Origin of the sequence: Pseudomonas sp. KCJK9016 (genome assembly GCF_046231795.1) — a bacterium.
In the GTDB taxonomy this organism is placed as follows: Bacteria; Pseudomonadota; Gammaproteobacteria; order Pseudomonadales; family Pseudomonadaceae; genus Aquipseudomonas; species Aquipseudomonas bananamidigenes.
Genome location: NZ_JBJJMM010000017.1, coordinates 50,122 through 65,952 on the forward strand (window position 1 = coordinate 50,122; position 15,831 = coordinate 65,952).

Annotated in this window: 20 protein-coding genes; 9 read left to right on the top strand and 11 right to left on the bottom strand. The window is 60.3% G+C overall.

Features of this window, described 5'->3' with window-relative positions; all coding sequences use genetic code 11:
* Window positions 1-109 precede the first annotated feature (109 nt).
* Complete coding sequence (locus tag ACK6BI_RS17785) at window positions 110-1,213, top strand: NADH:flavin oxidoreductase (RefSeq protein ID WP_409318070.1); 1,104 nt, start codon at window positions 110-112, stop codon at window positions 1,211-1,213.
* Here ACK6BI_RS17785 and ACK6BI_RS17790 read toward each other — a convergent pair.
* Window positions 1,182-2,402: a glycosyltransferase family 4 protein gene (locus ACK6BI_RS17790; protein ID WP_409318071.1), complete on the bottom strand. Its 1,221-nt coding sequence runs from the start codon at window positions 2,400-2,402 to the stop codon at window positions 1,182-1,184. The two genes, ACK6BI_RS17785 and ACK6BI_RS17790, sit on opposite strands and share 32 nt — an antisense overlap.
* A 42-nt stretch (window positions 2,403-2,444) precedes the next feature.
* On the bottom strand, window positions 2,445-3,197 hold the full coding sequence (gene cysZ / locus ACK6BI_RS17795) for a sulfate transporter CysZ (RefSeq protein WP_409318072.1): 753 nt from the start codon (window positions 3,195-3,197) through the stop codon (window positions 2,445-2,447).
* 312 nt (window positions 3,198-3,509) lie between these two features.
* Between cysZ and trxB the strand changes: the two genes are divergently transcribed.
* Window positions 3,510-4,472 carry a thioredoxin-disulfide reductase gene (gene trxB, locus ACK6BI_RS17800; protein WP_065261753.1) on the top strand — a complete coding sequence of 321 codons (963 nt, stop codon included), beginning with the start codon at window positions 3,510-3,512 and terminating at the stop codon, window positions 4,470-4,472.
* Window positions 4,473-4,580: 108 nt separating this feature from the next.
* On the opposite strand, the gene ACK6BI_RS17805 is transcribed toward trxB, so the two are convergent.
* The 6 genes from ACK6BI_RS17805 to ACK6BI_RS17830 form a co-directional block, all read right to left on the bottom strand.
* A complete protein-coding gene (locus ACK6BI_RS17805) occupies window positions 4,581-4,919 on the bottom strand; it encodes a HopJ type III effector protein (protein ID WP_409318073.1) in 339 nt (112 codons plus the stop codon).
* Entirely contained in the window at window positions 4,912-5,208 is a 297-nt protein-coding gene (locus ACK6BI_RS17810; RefSeq protein ID WP_065261487.1) for a DUF1244 domain-containing protein, read from the bottom strand. Before ACK6BI_RS17810 ends, ACK6BI_RS17805 begins: the two co-directional genes overlap by 8 nt.
* Before the next feature lie 96 nt (window positions 5,209-5,304).
* The gene (gene folX / locus ACK6BI_RS17815) at window positions 5,305-5,676 is read right to left on the bottom strand and encodes a dihydroneopterin triphosphate 2'-epimerase (protein ID WP_409318074.1); all 372 of its coding nucleotides are present in this window, start codon (window positions 5,674-5,676) and stop codon (window positions 5,305-5,307) included.
* Entirely contained in the window at window positions 5,677-6,237 is a 561-nt protein-coding gene (gene folE / locus ACK6BI_RS17820; protein ID WP_409318075.1) for a GTP cyclohydrolase I FolE, read from the bottom strand.
* A 21-nt stretch (window positions 6,238-6,258) separates the two neighbouring features.
* Window positions 6,259-6,969, bottom strand: coding sequence for a dihydromonapterin reductase (gene folM, locus ACK6BI_RS17825; protein ID WP_409318076.1), 711 nt, complete (start codon window positions 6,967-6,969; stop codon window positions 6,259-6,261).
* A 56-nt stretch (window positions 6,970-7,025) separates the two neighbouring features.
* Window positions 7,026-7,595, bottom strand: coding sequence for an antibiotic biosynthesis monooxygenase (locus ACK6BI_RS17830; protein ID WP_409318077.1), 570 nt, complete (start codon window positions 7,593-7,595; stop codon window positions 7,026-7,028).
* Window positions 7,596-7,807: 212 nt separating this feature from the next.
* Here ACK6BI_RS17830 and ACK6BI_RS17835 point away from each other — a divergent pair, with 212 nt between their 5' ends.
* Entirely contained in the window at window positions 7,808-8,767 is a 960-nt protein-coding gene (locus ACK6BI_RS17835; protein ID WP_409318078.1) for a MerR family transcriptional regulator, read from the top strand.
* Between the two features lie 3 nt (window positions 8,768-8,770).
* Here ACK6BI_RS17835 and ACK6BI_RS17840 read toward each other — a convergent pair whose 3' ends face one another.
* Both ACK6BI_RS17840 and ACK6BI_RS17845 read right to left on the bottom strand, forming a co-directional pair.
* Window positions 8,771-9,376, bottom strand: a complete 606-nt coding sequence (locus ACK6BI_RS17840) for a hypothetical protein (RefSeq protein WP_065261482.1) — start codon at window positions 9,374-9,376, stop codon at window positions 8,771-8,773.
* Window positions 9,377-9,430: 54 nt separating this feature from the next.
* A complete protein-coding gene (locus ACK6BI_RS17845) occupies window positions 9,431-9,907 on the bottom strand; it encodes a PAS domain-containing protein (protein WP_409318079.1) in 477 nt (158 codons plus the stop codon).
* A 153-nt stretch (window positions 9,908-10,060) separates the two neighbouring features.
* Here ACK6BI_RS17845 and ACK6BI_RS17850 point away from each other — a divergent pair, with 153 nt between their 5' ends.
* Window positions 10,061-10,516: a flavodoxin gene (locus ACK6BI_RS17850; RefSeq protein WP_409318080.1), complete on the top strand. Its 456-nt coding sequence runs from the start codon at window positions 10,061-10,063 to the stop codon at window positions 10,514-10,516.
* On the opposite strand, the gene ACK6BI_RS17855 is transcribed toward ACK6BI_RS17850, so the two are convergent.
* Window positions 10,506-11,393: a LysR family transcriptional regulator gene (locus ACK6BI_RS17855; RefSeq protein ID WP_409318081.1), complete on the bottom strand. Its 888-nt coding sequence runs from the start codon at window positions 11,391-11,393 to the stop codon at window positions 10,506-10,508. The genes ACK6BI_RS17850 and ACK6BI_RS17855 overlap by 11 nt on opposite strands.
* 96 nt (window positions 11,394-11,489) lie before the next feature.
* Between ACK6BI_RS17855 and ACK6BI_RS17860 the strand changes: the two genes are divergently transcribed.
* From ACK6BI_RS17860 to ACK6BI_RS17880, 5 genes are all read left to right on the top strand, one after another.
* Entirely contained in the window at window positions 11,490-11,876 is a 387-nt protein-coding gene (locus ACK6BI_RS17860; RefSeq protein ID WP_409318082.1) for a CidA/LrgA family protein, read from the top strand.
* A complete protein-coding gene (locus ACK6BI_RS17865) occupies window positions 11,866-12,552 on the top strand; it encodes an LrgB family protein (protein WP_409318083.1) in 687 nt (228 codons plus the stop codon). Before ACK6BI_RS17860 ends, ACK6BI_RS17865 begins: the two co-directional genes overlap by 11 nt.
* Window positions 12,553-12,683: 131 nt before the next feature.
* Complete coding sequence (locus ACK6BI_RS17870; RefSeq protein WP_409318084.1) at window positions 12,684-13,466, top strand: class II aldolase/adducin family protein; 783 nt, start codon at window positions 12,684-12,686, stop codon at window positions 13,464-13,466.
* A complete protein-coding gene (locus ACK6BI_RS17875; RefSeq protein WP_409318085.1) occupies window positions 13,466-14,368 on the top strand; it encodes an alpha/beta fold hydrolase in 903 nt (300 codons plus the stop codon). The genes ACK6BI_RS17870 and ACK6BI_RS17875 overlap by 1 nt, the downstream gene beginning before the upstream one ends.
* Before the next feature lie 151 nt (window positions 14,369-14,519).
* Complete coding sequence (locus ACK6BI_RS17880; protein WP_409318086.1) at window positions 14,520-15,431, top strand: SDR family oxidoreductase; 912 nt, start codon at window positions 14,520-14,522, stop codon at window positions 15,429-15,431.
* Window positions 15,432-15,831 lie beyond the last annotated feature (400 nt).

Below are 15,831 nucleotides of genomic sequence, written 5' to 3' on the forward strand. Positions count from 1 at the left end.
TGACCCTTAATCATTCAGATCAATAGTGCTATCGGTGGGTTGTAACTCAGCATATTATCGCCGTCATATGAGTCGCGTGTCTGTCGATGACCTTTTCGTGGAGCCTCCCATGCCCGTTCAAGCCTTGTTCAAACCGTTCCAGCTCGGCACCCTCGAACTGCCGACCCGCGTGGTCATGGCGCCGATGACCCGTTCGTTTTCTCCGGGTGGTGTACCCAATTCCAAAGTGATCGAGTACTACCGTCGTCGCGCGGCGGCCGGTGTCGGCCTGATCATCACCGAGGGCACCACGGTCGGCCACCGAGCGTCCAATGGCTACCCGAATGTGCCGCAGTTCTTTGGTGAGGCGGCACTGGCCGGCTGGAAGAAGGTCGTCGACGCTGTGCACGCCGAGGGCGGCAAGATCGTCCCGCAACTGTGGCACGTCGGCAGCGTTCGTCGCATCGGTACCGAGCCGGATGCCAGCGTGCCGGGTTATGGCCCGACCGAGAAGCTCAAGGATGGTCAGGTCGTGGTGCACGGCATGACCAAGCAGGATATTCGGGACGTGATCGCAGCCTTCGCTCAGGCTGCCAAAGATGCCCAGAGCATCGGCATGGACGGCGTGGAAATCCACGGCGCCCACGGTTACCTGATCGACCAGTTCTTCTGGGAAGGCAGCAACCAGCGCACCGACGAATACGGTGGCAGCCTGGCCAACCGTTCGCGTTTTGCCATTGAACTGATCCAGGCCGTGCGCGCTGCGGTGGGCGAGGGCTTCCCGATCATCTTCCGTTTCTCGCAGTGGAAGCAGCAGGACTACACCGCCCGTCTGGTGCAAACCCCGGAGGCTTTGGGCGAATTTCTCAAGCCGTTGTCCGACGCGGGTGTGGACATTTTCCACTGCTCGACGCGGCGTTTCTGGGAGCCGGAATTTGACGGTTCCGAGCTGAACCTGGCCGGCTGGACCCGCAAGTTGACTGGCAAACCGACCATCACTGTCGGCAGCGTCGGCCTCGACGGCGAGTTTCTGCAGTTCATGGTCAACACCGACAAGGTGGCGCAACCGGCCAGCCTGGAAAAACTGCTGGAGCGCCTGAACAACGATGAGTTCGATCTGGTGGCCGTGGGCCGTGCATTGCTGGTGGATCCGGACTGGGCGCAGAAAGTACGCGAAGGCCGTGAGCAGGACATTCTGCCGTTCAGCCGTGAGGCGTTGATGACGCTGGTTTGACCGATGCGGAGGGCTTGTCGCGAATGTCGCGGCAAGCCACCTGCAGATGGTTTTCAAACTGCTCGATGATCGCCGCCCAGCCTTGCCGACTGGCATGCTGGCGGGCGTTCAGTCGGATGCAGCGCAAGGTTTCATTCTCTTCCAGCAGCCACTGGGCTGCGTCGCAAAATGCCTCCTCATCCCCCGGCATCGCCAGCACACCGTTGTAGCCATGGCGAATGTGCTGCGCAGCCGCCGCCTGATCGTACGCCACCACGCCAAGGCCTGACGCCAGAGCTTCCAGCACGACGTTGCCGAACGTTTCGGTCATGCTCGGAAACAGGAACAGATCACCGGACGCGTAATGCGCCGCCAAGGCTTCGCCGCGTTGCGAGCCGCAGAAAATCGCGTCGGGCAATTCCTTTTCCAGGGCCACACGCTGCGGTCCGTCACCGACGATGACCAGTTTCAGATTGCGCTGTGGATAAGCATCGGCGAGTTTGTCGAAGCAGCGCTTGAGCAGGCCGAGATTCTTTTCCGGCGCCAGGCGTCCCACGTGAATGACCGCGATATCCTGCTCGCTCAGCCCCCATTGCGCTCGCAAGGCATTCAGGCGTTTGGTCGGGTGAAACAACTGACTGTCGACCCCTCGTGACAGCAACGCCAGACGATCGAAATGCCTGCGCTCCAGTTCCAGTCGCTGGCTGACGCTCGGCACCAGGGTCAGCGCCGAACGATTGTGGAACCAGCGCAGATAGTGGGTCAGCAAACGCGTCAGCAGACCAAGACCATACTGGTTGGTGTACTGCTGGAAATTGGTGTGAAAGCCGCTGACCACCGCGATGCCCAGGCGGCGTGCCGCGCGCAGTGCCGACAACCCGAGCGGGCCTTCGGTGGCGATGTACAGCACATCCGGGCGCTGACGTGTCCAGCGCCGCAACAACTTGTGCATCGACGACTGTCCCCATTGCAACCCCGGATAACCCGGCAACGGCCAGCCCCGGCATAACAATAGTCCGTCGTCCTCACTGCGCTGCGGATCGTCACCCTGACGTGGCCGCACCAGTTCAACCCGGTGCCCGCGTGCGCGCAAACCGTCGCACAAGCGGCCAAGGGTATTGGCCACTCCGTTGATTTCCGGTGGGAAGGTTTCGCTGATCAGGGTGATGTGTAGAGCTGTCGTCATGACCTCAGTGTCGGCTGAGGCCATGTCGCGCTTGTGACGTTCGGATGATGGATTTGTGACGTGGGCTCAGCGTTGTGTCACGAGGTTTTCGGCACCGCGCTCGCGCACCCAGAACAGGGTCGCCCCGGCCACGGCGGCAGGCATCATCAGGATGTTCACTACCGGGATCAGCAGTGCCAGGTAGACGATCCCGCCGAAGCTCATGCTCTGCCAGCGCTTCTGGCGCAGCCAGGCGAGCATCTCGTTCCAGCCCAGTTTGTGGTTGTCCGCCGGGTAGTCGATGTACTGGATCGCCATCATCCAGACGCCGAACAGCAGCCACAGCGGCGCGGCGACAATGTTCACCATGGGGATGAGCGAAAGGATGAACAGGCCGATGGCGCGTGGCAGAAAGTAGCCCAGTTTGCGCATTTCACGGGCGAGGGTGCGCGGAATCATGGCGATCAGTTCACCCCAGCTGAAGGCCGGGAAGTCGTCGGTGCCGCGCACCACGACTTCGACTTTTTCCGCGAGAAAACCGTTGAACGGCGCCGCGATGACGTTGGCCAGCAGGGTGAAGGTGAAAAACACCATCAACGCCACCAGCACCACGAACAGCGGCCACAGGATGTAGCTCAGAAAGCCCAGCCAGTCGGGGAGCGACGGCATCAGGGAGTCGACCCACAGGCTGAACTGGTGCCCGGCGAAATAGATCAATCCGACGAACAGCACCAGGTTGATCGCCAGTGGCAGCAGCACGAACAGGCGAAGGCCCGGGCTGAGAACCAGTTTGAGGCCTTCGCGCAGGTATTGCGGGCCGGAGAGAACAGGGGCGGGCATAGAGTGCTCCGAGCAAGGGAAAACGCGCCGACCTTACCGGCTTTGCATACGCTGTGAAAGCGCGGCGGCAGGATCGACATTCACTGTAACAAAGACGTCCATCTCGTCAGTGTGTCGGCATAGAGACCACCTATGAGCTGGATTGTTAAACCGTATTTCCTTAATCTTGCCCCCCTCGATACGCTGCACCCAACTTTTTACAGGACTGTCGAGCTCACGCCTTCCCCAAGGTTATCCACAGTCCTTTTTTATTCTCGCCGGCAGTCCGGCGTCCGCGCCTGATGTATCGGCCGGTCAACAGGAGACAGGTTCATGTCAGAAGTCCGTCATTCGCGAGTGATCATTCTCGGTTCCGGCCCTGCCGGTTACAGCGCTGCTGTCTACGCTGCCCGTGCCAACCTCAAGCCGCTGCTGATCACCGGCATGCAGGCCGGCGGTCAACTGACCACCACTACCGAAGTCGACAACTGGCCGGGCGACGTCCATGGCCTGACCGGCCCGGTGTTGATGGAGCGCATGCGCGAGCACGCCGAGCGTTTTGAAACCGAGATCGTGTTCGATCACATCAACGCCGTGGACTTCGCTTCCAAGCCTTACAGCCTGACCGGTGACAGCGGCACCTACACCTGCGACGCGCTGATCATCGCCACCGGCGCCAGCGCCCGTTACCTGGGCCTGCCGTCGGAAGAAGCGTTCATGGGCAAGGGCGTTTCGGCCTGCGCGACCTGCGACGGTTTCTTCTATCGCAACAAGCCGGTGGCTGTGGTCGGTGGCGGCAACACCGCTGTCGAAGAAGCCCTGTATCTGGCCAACATCGCCAGCAAGGTCACCCTGATCCACCGTCGGGAGACCTTCCGCGCCGAGAAGATCCTGATCGACAAGCTCAACGCCCGTGTGGCCGAAGGCAAGATCGAGCTGAAACTGAACGCGACCCTGGACGAAGTGCTGGGCGACAACATGGGCGTGACCGGTGCGCGTCTGAAGAACAACGACGGCAGCTTCGACGAAATCAAGGTCGACGGAGTGTTCATCGCCATCGGCCACACCCCGAACACCTCGCTGTTCGAAGGTCAGCTGGAGCTGAAGGACGGTTATCTGGTGGTTCAGGGCGGCCGTGATGGCAATGCCACCGCGACCAGCGTCGAAGGCATCTTCGCCGCCGGCGACGTGGCCGACCACGTTTACCGTCAGGCCATCACCTCGGCCGGCGCCGGCTGCATGGCGGCACTGGACACCGAGCGTTATCTGGACGGTCTGCAGAACGCTTCGTTCTAAGATCGAAGACAACGCGACATGATCGTTCCCACGCTCCGCGTGGGAACGATCCGGTAAAAAAAACCGGCCTATTGGCCGGTTTTTTTGCACCTGCGATTCCCTCGGGAATCAGCGACGGGTCAGCGGTTGCGCGTCGAACTTCACGCCGGCCAGACCATGCTTGATCAACGCACGGATATTGCCGTGATCGCTACCTTCAGGCGTTGCCACGACCGAACGGTAGTGTTCGCCGAACGCCAGCAGCGCTTCTTCGTCGCTCAAGCCTTCCAGCAGCGCCAGACCCAAAGTCTTGCACGAACCTTCGTTCTGCCCGGCTGCGTTTTCCACGCCGCCGTTGTTGAACGCCTGAGGCTGGTAGTCGTACCCGGCAGAGATGAAGGCCAGGGTGTCGGCAAAAACGTGTTCGCCGCTCTTGAGGCTGGCGCGCAGGGTGTTCAGATCACTCATTGGGTTTTCCCTTGGCGAACGCCGCTTGTTGTTCGGCGCTGGCTTCTTGCTGATATTGGGCTTTCCAGTCGGCGTACGGCATGCCGTAAACCACTTCACGGGCGTCGTCGAGGCTGACCTCGATCTGGCGCTCGTCGGCGGCGGCCTTGTACCACTTGGACAGGCAGTTGCGGCAGAACCCGGCGAGGTTCATCAGGTCGATGTTCTGCACGTCCTTGCGGCTGTCCAGGTGGGCGACCAGACGGCGGAAGGCGGCGGCTTCGAGTTCGAGGCGTTGTTGTTCGGTCATGGAAGTCTCTGCGAGACAGCTGTGAGCGGCAAGCTTTGAGCTGCAAGATGGATGGCGACGGGCAAAGTTTACAGCTTGCCACGTGAAGCTTGAAGCTTAGCGGCTTGCCGCGAGCGTGATCGACACCGATTCGGCAAAGCGCAGCGCGTGAGGTTTGTCGACCTCGACTTCGGCGTACAGCACCGATTCATTGACCATTACCAGATCCAGCAGCTCCTGGGTCAGGCGTTCGAGCAGCGCGAACCGGTTGCCCTCCACATGGGCGATGATCGCCTTGGTGATGGTGCGGTAGTTCAGCGCGTGGTCGATATCGTTGTCACGCACCGCTTCCTGCGCGGCATACAGGATGGTCAGGTTGATCAGTACATCCTGCTTGTTGAGGATTTCGTCCTCGTTGATCCCGATAAAGGTGCGCAGACGCAGATCCTTGACCCGGATTCGCGCCGTTCCCGGTTGAAGTTGTGGCATTTACTTGCTCCGTCCAATCAATTGCAGGAACTCCTGGCGGGTGTTGCTCGACTCGCGGAAGGCGCCGAGCATGACCGAGGTGTTCATGGTCGAATTCTGTTTTTCGACACCGCGCATCATCATGCACATGTGCTGGGCTTCGATGACCACCGCGACACCGGCGGCATCGGTGACCTGCTGGACCGCCTCGGCGATCTGCCGGGTCAGGTTTTCCTGGATCTGCAGGCGCCTGGCGAACATGTCTACCAAGCGCGCGATCTTCGACAGGCCCAGTACCTTGCCCGTCGGAATATAAGCCACATGGGCCTTGCCGATGAAGGGCAGCAGGTGATGTTCGCACAACGAGTAGAGCTCGATGTCGGCGACGATGATCATCTCGTCGCTGTCGGAAGCGAACAGTGCACCATTGACGATCTCGTCGACGCTCTGTTCATAGCCGTGACACAGGTACTGCATGGCCTTGGCCGCGCGCACGGGTGTGTCGAGCAAGCCTTCGCGGTCGGGATCCTCGCCGAGGCCGATCAGGATCTCGCGGTAGTTTTCGGACAGGGAGCGGCTCATGGAGAATCCTCGCGGGGCAATTTACTTGATGTGCCGCCCGCCGTTGACGGTCAGGGTGGTGCCGGTGACATAGGGGTTATCGAGCAGGTAGCGCAGGCTCTGATAGATCACTTCACCGCCGGGCTCGATGCCCAGCGCAGACTTGGCCAGTGCTCTGGTGCGGTACGCTGCGTCATCGTCGGGATTGAACAATAGCAGGGCCGGTGCGATGCCGTTGACTTTGATTGACGGTGCAAAGCGCGCGGCGAAGGACAGTGTGAGGCTGTCGAGCCCGGCTTTGCTGGCGCAGTAACCGATGTGTTTGCTGCTGCCTTTGCGTGTGACGTCATCGCTGATGTGGATGATGTCGGCGGGGCTCGACCGTTGCAGCAGTTCGGCGCAATGCAGGTTGATCAGATAAGGCGCCAGCATGTGGATATTGAACATGCGGGTGAAGGCTTCGGCTTCGCCGTCGCCGTTTTCCGCCAGCCATTCGGAGGCGTTGTGCACGATCGCTCGCAGACTGTCGGTTTGATTTTTCAACTCGGCGATGAACGCCAGGATGGATGCTTCAGTGGAAAAGTCTGCGTACACGCCGGTGGCGCCCAGATCCCTCAGCACCTTCACGCCCGGGCGTTCACTGCGGTAAGTGAAGATGACCCTGTGGCCGTCCTCCAGCAAACGCTGCGCACAATGCAGTCCGACGCGCTGGCCGGCGCCGGTGATGAGAATGGGAGCGGCGGAAGAAGTCATGAACGGCTCGCGTCGAGGTCAGAGCAAAAACTATAACAGCGACGCGAGCGATGGTTTCAGCGATTTTGCGTGGACGCCGCGCCGGGCAACGGACGGGCAGAAGAACTGTTGAGCCAGCCGGCCAACAGGCGGGTCGACAGCGGGATGAAGAAGTAGACCATCAAGGGTGTCAGGCACAGCGTGCTGATGAACACGCGAGCAAGCAGGCTCATTTCCCCGAGCAGCGGGCCCAGCACGAAGTTGAACAGCAACGATACCGGGAAGAACGCCAGCCAGATTGCCACGGCCTGCTTCCAGCGGGGGGGACGGACGCCTGCTGCGCCGAACCAGCCTTCGATGCCGCTGACTCGATGTTCTTTCGGATGGGCGAACAAATCACTGCCGCGGGAAAGCCACGCGGTACGCGAAGCGGAATGCTCCCAGGTGTGCAGAGTCTGTTCATCGACGAAGCGGAAAATGATCTGGAATTCATTATCGCCGGGAGGCGGAGCCAGGACGCCGGAACCCAGATAACCGGGAAAGTCGGTGGCCAGTTGTTCGCCTTCGCGCAGCCAGGCGATCAGTTCCTGATAGCGGCCATCAGCGACGCGACGCGCAACCATCAGCGTGACGGGGGAAGTAGACATTGTGTATCTCCGAATTGCATGTGCGTCGCTCCGGGTAGGAGCTTCGCCTGACGCAGCGCCGGGGTAGTGGGCTGCGTATTTCGAAAAGCAAGGATTGTTCCTGATTATCGTAAAAAAACAGAGACATTGGTCCCATTTCCTCCCTTGAATCAGGATGGGGCATCAGGGGTAGAATGGGATCCAACTACGCTAACAAGGATGTGCACGCCCACATGCCTGTCATCACTGACGTTCGCTCGGCTTCGCAAGCTTCTGTTGCGCTTGAGCGCGAAGAGCTTTTCCCCATACGAGAGGTGGCACGGCTGACCGGTGTCAATCCGGTTACGCTGCGAGCATGGGAGCGTCGTTATGGCTTGATCCAGCCAACACGCACCGAAAGTGGGCACAGACTGTATTCGATGACCGATATCGAGCGCGTTCGCAGTGTTGTCGACTGGATCGATCGCGGCGTGGCAGTGAGCAAGGTGGGCAAGATCCTGGCCAGGACCGAACCGATGAAGGCGCTGGCACACATCATTCCCGATGATCTGGTGCAGGCCGACTACCTGCAGTGGCAGGCGCAGATTCAGCGTGCGGTCAGTTCATTCGATGATCAGGACCTCGACCGGGTCTACGGTCAGATTTTTTCCTCTTATGCGTTGCCTGTGGTGTTTCAGGACATCCTGATGCCGCTCTGGCTGCAGATGCTGCAGCGCCAGGACGCCTTTGGACAAACCAGCGAGTGGCTGTTCTTCGACGGGTTCCTGCGGGCGCGGGTGTTGCAACGCATCGTCATGCTTCGTGGCTCGCAGCCGCGCAAGGTGATCGTCAGTGCCCTGGCCGGGCAGTGCCGTGAGCTGGAGTTGCTGGTAGCGGCGCTGTTTCTCAGTGATCACGATGCGGGGGTACGCGTGTTGACCACCGGGCAGCCGTTCGACGAATTGACGCTGGTCTGCGAAAAGATCAAGCCCCAGGCGCTGGTGTTGTTTTCCAATCATGCGCCGACGGCGGAATTGCCCCGGCGCCTGAATCGCCTGGCGCTGAGTCTTGACTGTCAGTTATTGCTGGCCGGTGATGCGTCGGATCTGGCGCAGGACAGTCTGGCCGGCTCGTCGGTGGGTTGTCTGGGTAACGAAGGGGCGACCATGCGCCAGCGCATGAACCGGATTCTGGCAGGGACGCTGGATACCTGAAGATCAGGTATGCAGGGCCGGGTGAGTCAGTCGGTGTTGCTGGAGAATGAACTGGCGCAGCCGCTCGGTTTCGTCGGCATCGCTCTGGGTGAGGTCATAGGCGAAGAAGCCGCTTTCGGTTTCCCGCTCGAAAGTACCGCGCAGGGAAATCCGTTCATAGCCAGAAGGACTGAACCACAGGGCGAAATGCCGCGGCGGTTTGGTCTTGTTGCGCACCTCCAGCAGAACGCCTTTGTGCGAAACCTCGTGAACCCACAGCATGCCCGGTTGCCCTTTGGCATTCTCCAGGGCGACCGGCTCTTCCAGGGTCAGACGCCACGGGCGCACCATCGGCCCATCTTCATAGATGCTCGGTACGCCCAGACGAAGGTGCAGCGCGTGGAATTCGTCCTCCACCAGATGCAAAGGAAAGGTCATCTGCTGGTTTTCGAAACTGGCCTGGATGGTGACCTGCTCATGGGCCGCCAGGCGCGTGAGCAGGTCACGGATCTGCGAACCACCATTGACCAGCAGGCTGGACGTCGCATCCCGCACATTGAGCTGCGGGTTGTGTTGCATGGTCTGGATGAAGTCCAGCTCATCCTGGGTCAGGAGGGCGTCGCGTTGCATGGCTAACTCGAAATAAATAATTACAAAGTCATTGGTGATTGTAGTTAATGACACTTAGTTCGCTGTTTTGTTTGCGCCGTTCGTCGCTTTCAGGGCCGCAAGTTCGGCTTCGAGGGCCGCGACCTGCGCTTCCAGCTGCGCAACACGCTGCTGCGCCTTTACCTGAACAGTGACGTCCTTTTGCACACCGACGAAGTATGTCTGTCCGTCATCAGCGCTTTTTACCGTCGACAGCGACAGTTCGTTCCAGAACGGCGTGCCGTCCTTGCGGTAATTGCGGATGATTTCCCGGCACGACCCGTTATTGCGCAACGCTTCCCGGATCAGCGGCAGGTTCTCCTGATCCCGGTCTCCGGCCTGCAGGAAACGGCAATCCTGATAGAGGATTTCCTCGCTGGTGTAGCCCGTCAGACGTTCGAAAGCCGGGTTCACGTAAATCAGGATGTTGTCTTCCTTGCCTTCCCGTTCGGCCACCACGATTCCGTCGTTCGACGCATTGATCACCATTTGCAGCAGACTGGCATTGATCATCAGTGAATCCCTTCAAGGTTGTCGGTGGCAGGCATTCTAGAAGATCAATCGGCGCTGTCTACTGGCCATCAGCGCTTGTCGAGAGCCAATCGCAACAGGGCGACGGCGGCTGTTACTATCGCCGCTCTTTTTTTCAGTTGCAGGATCAAATTGATGAAAGTCGCCATCCTCTCCGGCTCGGTGTACGGCACGGCCGAAGAAGTCGCTCGCCACGCCCAGAATCTGTTGAAGAACGCCGGTTTTGAAACCTTCTATAACGCGCGCGCCAGCCTCGCCGACCTTCAGGCCTTTGGTCCGCAAGCCTTGCTTGCCGTGACTTCGACTACCGGCATGGGTGAGTTGCCGGACAACCTGCAACCGTTGTACTCGAGCATTCGCGATCAGTTGCCGGCGGCCTGGCGCGGCATGCCTGGCGCGGTGATCGCCTTGGGCGACGCCAGTTACGGCGACACCTTCTGCGGCGGTGGTGAGCAGATGCGTGAGTTGTTCGGTGAGTTGGGCGTGCGTGAGGTGCAAGACATGTTGCGCATCGATGCCAGCGAAAGCGTCACTCCGGAAACCGACGCAGAGCCATGGCTCGAGCAGTTGATCGCCGCGCTCAAGGGCTGAACCGGCGTTCGCGCAGCAACGCGAGCCAGGCTTGTGCAGCCTTTGACAGATAGGCGCCGCGGCGCCAGATGAAGGCGATATCCCAACGCAGGTAGTCCGGCGCCTTCAAGGTCAGGCGAACCACGCCTGGCCGTACCAGACCGCGCGCGACCACACTGGGCAGCAGCACCACGCCTTGCCCGGCGGCCACCAGCGCCGCGAGAAAGTCCGCCTGGCCGCTGCGTCCGCCTTCCTTCGGAGTGAAGCCCATCTGCTGGCAGGCCTGAAGCAAGCGGTCATTGAGTACGAAGCTGCGCTGATACAGCAGGAACGGCGTGTCGGCCAACTCCTCCAGAGCGATCTCGTCTTTCGTCGCCAACGGATGCTCCAACGGCAGCAGCGCATCGAGCGGTTCATCGCAGAACGGCTGACAGTCGAACTGCGGATCTTTCGGTAGCAGACTGCCGCCCAGCTCCAGTTCACCGCTCAAAACGGCTTGTTCGATATGACGACTGCCACCTTCGAGCAATTGCACGCTGATGTTCGGGTAACGTCGCCGGTACTCGGCGAACAGACCGGCAAACAAAGCGTCGCTGCCCAGCAACGGCAGTCCCAGACGTAACTCGCCTCGTGCCAGATGACTGAGATCGTCCAGTTCCGTGAGCAATTCATCGCGCAGGCGCAGCATGCTTTCAGCCCGTTGCAGCACCACGCTGCCGGCGGCGGTCAGACGTAGCTGCGAGCCCAGGCGTTCGAGCAGCGGTGTGCCGAGGCTCTGTTCGAGCTGGGCGATCTGCTTGCTCACGGCGGACTGACTGATGTGCAGGGTTTTCGCCGCCTGGGTGAAGCCGCCCTGATGCATGACTTCGACGAAGCTTTTGAGCTGTTTGAATTCCATGAGCTGATTCCAGATTGGAATGGCTTTGAGTCTAACAATTCGCTTCGGAGATGGCAGTCAGGTTCGTAAAATGGGCGCCTGAAAGGAGCCCCGCCCATGAAAGCCTCGACCCTCAAGTATCTCTCTCGCCTGCTGGCCGAACTGGCCGTGCTGCTCGGTGTTTATCTGCTCGGGTGCCAGATGGCCGCATGGCTGGCCTGGCCGATCCCCGGCGGCGTAATCGGCATGGCATTGCTGCTGTTGGCTTTTGCATTCGGCTGGGTCAAGCCGGCGGCGCTGCAAATGGGCGCGGGATTGCTGATGGCGGAGATGCTGCTGTTCTTTATCCCGGCGTTGATGAGCCTGCTGGATTACGGCGCCTTGCTGCGTGACGACGGCTGGCGGATTCTGCTGGTGATCGCCGCCAGTACGCTGATGGTGATGCTGGTGACGGCGTTCACCGTTGAGCTGGCCGTGCGCCTGAGGCGATCACATGAAGTTTGAACTGATGCCGATGTTCTGGCTGGCGTTCACCTTGCTGGCCTATCTGTTCAGTCGCTGGCTGTATCGCCGTACCGGGCGTTACCTGCTGTCGCCGCTGATTCTGGTCCCTGCCTTGTTGCTGGCGCTCGCGGTGCCGATGCACACCGCCTATGCCGAGTACTCCAGCAACACCCACTGGCTGATGCTGATACTCGGGCCGGTCACCGTCGCGTTTGCGGTACCGATCTGGCAACAGCGACGCCTGCTGGTGCGGCATTGGTCGGCGTTGCTGCTGGGCATGCTGGCCGGCAGCGCTGCATCGATCGCCACTTCGTTTGGTCTGGCCAGGGCGTTGGCGCTGGACAGCTCGGTCACGCTGTCACTGGTACCGCGCTCGATCACCACACCGTTTGCCATGCCGCTGGCACAGGATCTGGGTGGCGTGCCGGAGCTGACGGCGGTGTTCGTGATGTTCACCGGGGTGTTCGGTGCCATGTTGGGCGGGGTGTTGCTCAAGTGGTTGCCGTTGCGCAGTGCTCTGGCTCGCGGCGCCTTGTTTGGCGTTGGCGCTCACGGCGCCGGCGTCAGTCGTGCCCATGAAGTGGGTGGCGAAGAAGGTTCAGTGGCGGGGCTGGTGATGGTGCTGACCGGGCTGCTCAATCTGTTCGCCGCGCCTTTGCTGGCGTCGGTGCTTTGACACGGATCCAAACGGTTTGCACAGCTGACTCGCTCAGTCATCAAGCTGGCTGCCAATGCAACTACGCGAACCTGCGGGGCTGACTAGACTGCTGACACCTGCCGAAAAAAACAAAAACAGAGGTGCATACAGTGAGCGTAGCCCCCGTCCCGTCATCCCTCGATGTAAAAAACCAGGTCAGTGCCGCGGAGTGGCAGACCCGGGTCGATCTCGCCGCCTGCTATCGACTGGTCGCCCTGCATGGCTGGGACGATCTGATCTTCACCCACATCTCGGCCAAGGTGCCGGGCACCGAAGATTTCCTGATCAACCCGTTCGGAATGATGTTCCATGAGATCACTGCCTCCAGCCTGGTGAAAGTCGATCAGGCCGGCAACAAACTGATGGACAGCCCCTACGAGATCAACCCTGCCGGCTACACCATCCACAGCGCGGTCCACGAAGTTCGCCATGATGTGACCTGTGTGCTGCATACCCACACGGCCTCCGGTGTTGCGGTGTCGGCGCAGAAGCAGGGCGTGTTGCCGATCAGTCAGCAATCGCTGTTCGTGCTGTCGAGTCTGGCCTTCCATGCCTATGAGGGCGTAGCGCTCAATCATGAAGAGAAAGCCCGGTTGCAGGCCGATCTTGGCGACAACAACTTCCTGATGCTGCACAACCATGGGCTGCTGACCTGTGGCGGTACCATCGCCGACACGTTCCTGATGATGTTCACCTTCCAGCGTGCCTGCGACATTCAGGTCATGGCGCAGAGCGGCGGTGCCGAACTGATCGCTATCGAACCGCAGATCCTGGCCGGTGCCAAGGCGATGATCGCCGGCGTCACCAAAAGCGCTCAAGGCATGGGTGGCGCGCTGGCCTGGCCGGCGCTCTTGCGCAAACTCGATAAACAAGACCCGGGGTATAAACTCTAATGCCGCTCGCCGAGATTCCTCTGAGCGTCTGGCGCAAACGCAGCCAGTCGTTTGTCTTCCATGGTCAGTCGATCCGTTACTGGACAGCCGGGCAGGGTGAACCGCTGCTGTTGATTCATGGCTTCCCGACGGCCAGTTGGGACTGGCATTACCTGTGGCAACCGCTGGGGCAGCGCTTTCGGGTGATCGCCTGCGACATGCTCGGTTTCGGTGACTCGGCCAAACCGCTGAATCATACCTACAGCCTGCTGGAGCAGGCCGACCTGCAACAAGCCTTGCTCGCGCATCTCCAGATCGAACAGCCGGTGCACCTGCTGGCTCACGATTACGGTGACAGCGTTGCCCAGGAGCTGCTGGCCCGGCATTATGAAGAACAGATCGAAGTCGCCAGTTGCGTGTTTCTCAACGGTGGATTGTTCCCGGAAACCCATCGGCCACTGCTGGCGCAAAAACTGTTGCTCAGTCCGCTGGGCTGGATGATCGGCCGGGCATTTACCCGTGATGCACTGGTGAAAAACTTCCGGCAGATCTTCGGTCCGGACACCTGCCCCAGCGAAAGCGAGATGGATGATTTCTGGAGCCTGATCGAATGCAATCGCGGGCCGCGCATCATGCACAAACTGATCACCTACATCCCTGAGCGTCGTGTGCAGCGTGATCGCTGGGTCGCGGCGATGCAGCGCGGTGAAGTGCCTTTGCGGGTGATTGATGGTGCAGCGGATCCGATCTCCGGCGCGCACATGGTCGAACGCTATCGCGAACTGATCCCCGACGCAGACACGGTGCAGTTGCCAGGCATCGGTCATTACCCGCAAAACGAAGCGCCGGTGCAGGTGCTCAAGCACTATCTGGAATTTCGCGATCATTTCGTCTTGCCGCCGCGCAAGATGGCCTGCTCCTGAACACCGGGCGGAGGTGCTTCGCGCCTCTGCACGCTCCGATCATCCCCCAGCCTTATCGGGCACCATTCAGCCTATGCCCTGTTCATTGTGACCGGACGCAGCGTGCCCGACACTCGGGACACTGTCCCTCAGGCCTGCTGGAGTTGCCTCGATGAATGAATCTGTGCGTTTCGAAGATAAGGTGGTGATCGTCACCGGAGCCGGTGGTGGCCTGGGCCGGGCACATGCTTTGCTGTTCGCCAGGCAGGGCGCCAGGGTGCTGGTCAACGACCTCGGCGGCTCAACCCAGGGCGAAGGCGCCAGCGCCTCGGCCGCCGACCGGGTGGTGGCGCAAATCCGCGAGGCCGGCGGTATCGCCGAGGCCAATCATGACTCGGTGACCGACGGCGAAAAACTGGTGCAGAACGCCCTCGATGTGTTCGGTCGCGTCGACGTAGTGGTCAACAACGCCGGTATCCTGCGCGACAAGAGCTTCAACAAGATGGAAGACGCCGACTGGGATCTGGTCTATCGCGTTCACGTCGAAGGCGCCTACAAGGTTACCCGCGCCGCATGGCCGCACTTGCGCGAGCAAAATTACGGCCGGGTGATCTTCACCGCATCGACTTCGGGCATCTATGGCAACTTCGGCCAGTCCAACTACGGCATGGCCAAGCTGGGTCTTTATGGCTTGACCCGTACGCTGGCCATTGAAGGTCGCAAGAACAATATCCTGGTCAACGCCATCGCCCCAACCGGCGGTACGCGCATAACCGAAGGCCTGATTCCGCCACAAGTGTTCGAACAACTGAAACCGGAACTGGTCAGTCCGCTGGTGGTGTATCTGGCCAGCGAACAATGCCAGGAAACCGCAGGCCTTTTCGAAGTCGGCGGCGGCTGGATGGGCAAGGTGCGCTGGGAGCGCAGCCTGGGCGCCGGATTCGATCCGCGCAAGGGTTTCAGCCCGGAAGATGTCGCTGCGCACTGGCAACAGATCTGCGACTTCGAAGGCGCCGCGCATCCGAATGACAACATTGAGGCGCTGAAAGAAATGATGGGGAATCTGCAAAGGTTTTCGCTCTGATTCCCGTCCCTCGTCCGGCAGGACTCGCCTGAGTCCTGCCGCTCCCACCGAATATTCCTGCCTTCCGGTTCCTGCAAAAAACACCGCCCATAAAAAAGGCCGCTGCAAACGCAGCGGCCAAGGCAAGACGTTGGATCAAGGAGCTACAAATCAACGTCAGTGAACACCTGGGTGATGGAGCGAAAACACTTCAGTCCATCGGAAATCGGTTGCCGACGACTCAGTCGCGGACTTTGGGCTTCGTGGCGGTGTGCCGTGAAAGCCCGCCCAGAATAAGCGTCCGGCGCCAAAGGAAAAATAGCGATTCCGGACATGCACTGTTACGGGGCATGTAACAGTGGAGGGTGCGAAGTGGTGCCTGTCCACTCCATTTGGTTGTGGACATCCCGTTCCTCCATGA

What these genes read in the sequence shown, in the direction of transcription:
- ACK6BI_RS17785 (WP_409318070.1), top strand. Translation starts at nt 110, where the DNA reads ATGCCCGTTCAAGCCTTGTTCAAACCGTTCCAGCTCGGCACCCTCGAA.
- ACK6BI_RS17830 (WP_409318077.1), bottom strand. Translation starts at nt 7,595, where the DNA reads ATGTCTACTTCCCCCGTCACGCTGATGGTTGCGCGTCGCGTCGCTGAT.
- ACK6BI_RS17880 (WP_409318086.1), top strand. Translation starts at nt 14,520, where the DNA reads ATGAATGAATCTGTGCGTTTCGAAGATAAGGTGGTGATCGTCACCGGA.
- ACK6BI_RS17840 (WP_065261482.1), bottom strand. Translation starts at nt 9,376, where the DNA reads ATGCAACGCGACGCCCTCCTGACCCAGGATGAGCTGGACTTCATCCAG.
- ACK6BI_RS17790 (WP_409318071.1), bottom strand. Translation starts at nt 2,402, where the DNA reads ATGGCCTCAGCCGACACTGAGGTCATGACGACAGCTCTACACATCACC.
- ACK6BI_RS17805 (WP_409318073.1), bottom strand. Translation starts at nt 4,919, where the DNA reads ATGAGTGATCTGAACACCCTGCGCGCCAGCCTCAAGAGCGGCGAACAC.
- ACK6BI_RS17875 (WP_409318085.1), top strand. Translation starts at nt 13,466, where the DNA reads ATGCCGCTCGCCGAGATTCCTCTGAGCGTCTGGCGCAAACGCAGCCAG.
- folE (WP_409318075.1), bottom strand. Translation starts at nt 6,237, where the DNA reads ATGAGCCGCTCCCTGTCCGAAAACTACCGCGAGATCCTGATCGGCCTC.
- ACK6BI_RS17860 (WP_409318082.1), top strand. Translation starts at nt 11,490, where the DNA reads ATGAAAGCCTCGACCCTCAAGTATCTCTCTCGCCTGCTGGCCGAACTG.
- ACK6BI_RS17845 (WP_409318079.1), bottom strand. Translation starts at nt 9,907, where the DNA reads ATGATCAATGCCAGTCTGCTGCAAATGGTGATCAATGCGTCGAACGAC.
- ACK6BI_RS17855 (WP_409318081.1), bottom strand. Translation starts at nt 11,393, where the DNA reads ATGGAATTCAAACAGCTCAAAAGCTTCGTCGAAGTCATGCATCAGGGC.
- ACK6BI_RS17835 (WP_409318078.1), top strand. Translation starts at nt 7,808, where the DNA reads ATGCCTGTCATCACTGACGTTCGCTCGGCTTCGCAAGCTTCTGTTGCG.
- trxB (WP_065261753.1), top strand. Translation starts at nt 3,510, where the DNA reads ATGTCAGAAGTCCGTCATTCGCGAGTGATCATTCTCGGTTCCGGCCCT.
- ACK6BI_RS17810 (WP_065261487.1), bottom strand. Translation starts at nt 5,208, where the DNA reads ATGACCGAACAACAACGCCTCGAACTCGAAGCCGCCGCCTTCCGCCGT.
- ACK6BI_RS17850 (WP_409318080.1), top strand. Translation starts at nt 10,061, where the DNA reads ATGAAAGTCGCCATCCTCTCCGGCTCGGTGTACGGCACGGCCGAAGAA.
- folX (WP_409318074.1), bottom strand. Translation starts at nt 5,676, where the DNA reads ATGCCACAACTTCAACCGGGAACGGCGCGAATCCGGGTCAAGGATCTG.
- folM (WP_409318076.1), bottom strand. Translation starts at nt 6,969, where the DNA reads ATGACTTCTTCCGCCGCTCCCATTCTCATCACCGGCGCCGGCCAGCGC.
- cysZ (WP_409318072.1), bottom strand. Translation starts at nt 3,197, where the DNA reads ATGCCCGCCCCTGTTCTCTCCGGCCCGCAATACCTGCGCGAAGGCCTC.
- ACK6BI_RS17865 (WP_409318083.1), top strand. Translation starts at nt 11,866, where the DNA reads ATGAAGTTTGAACTGATGCCGATGTTCTGGCTGGCGTTCACCTTGCTG.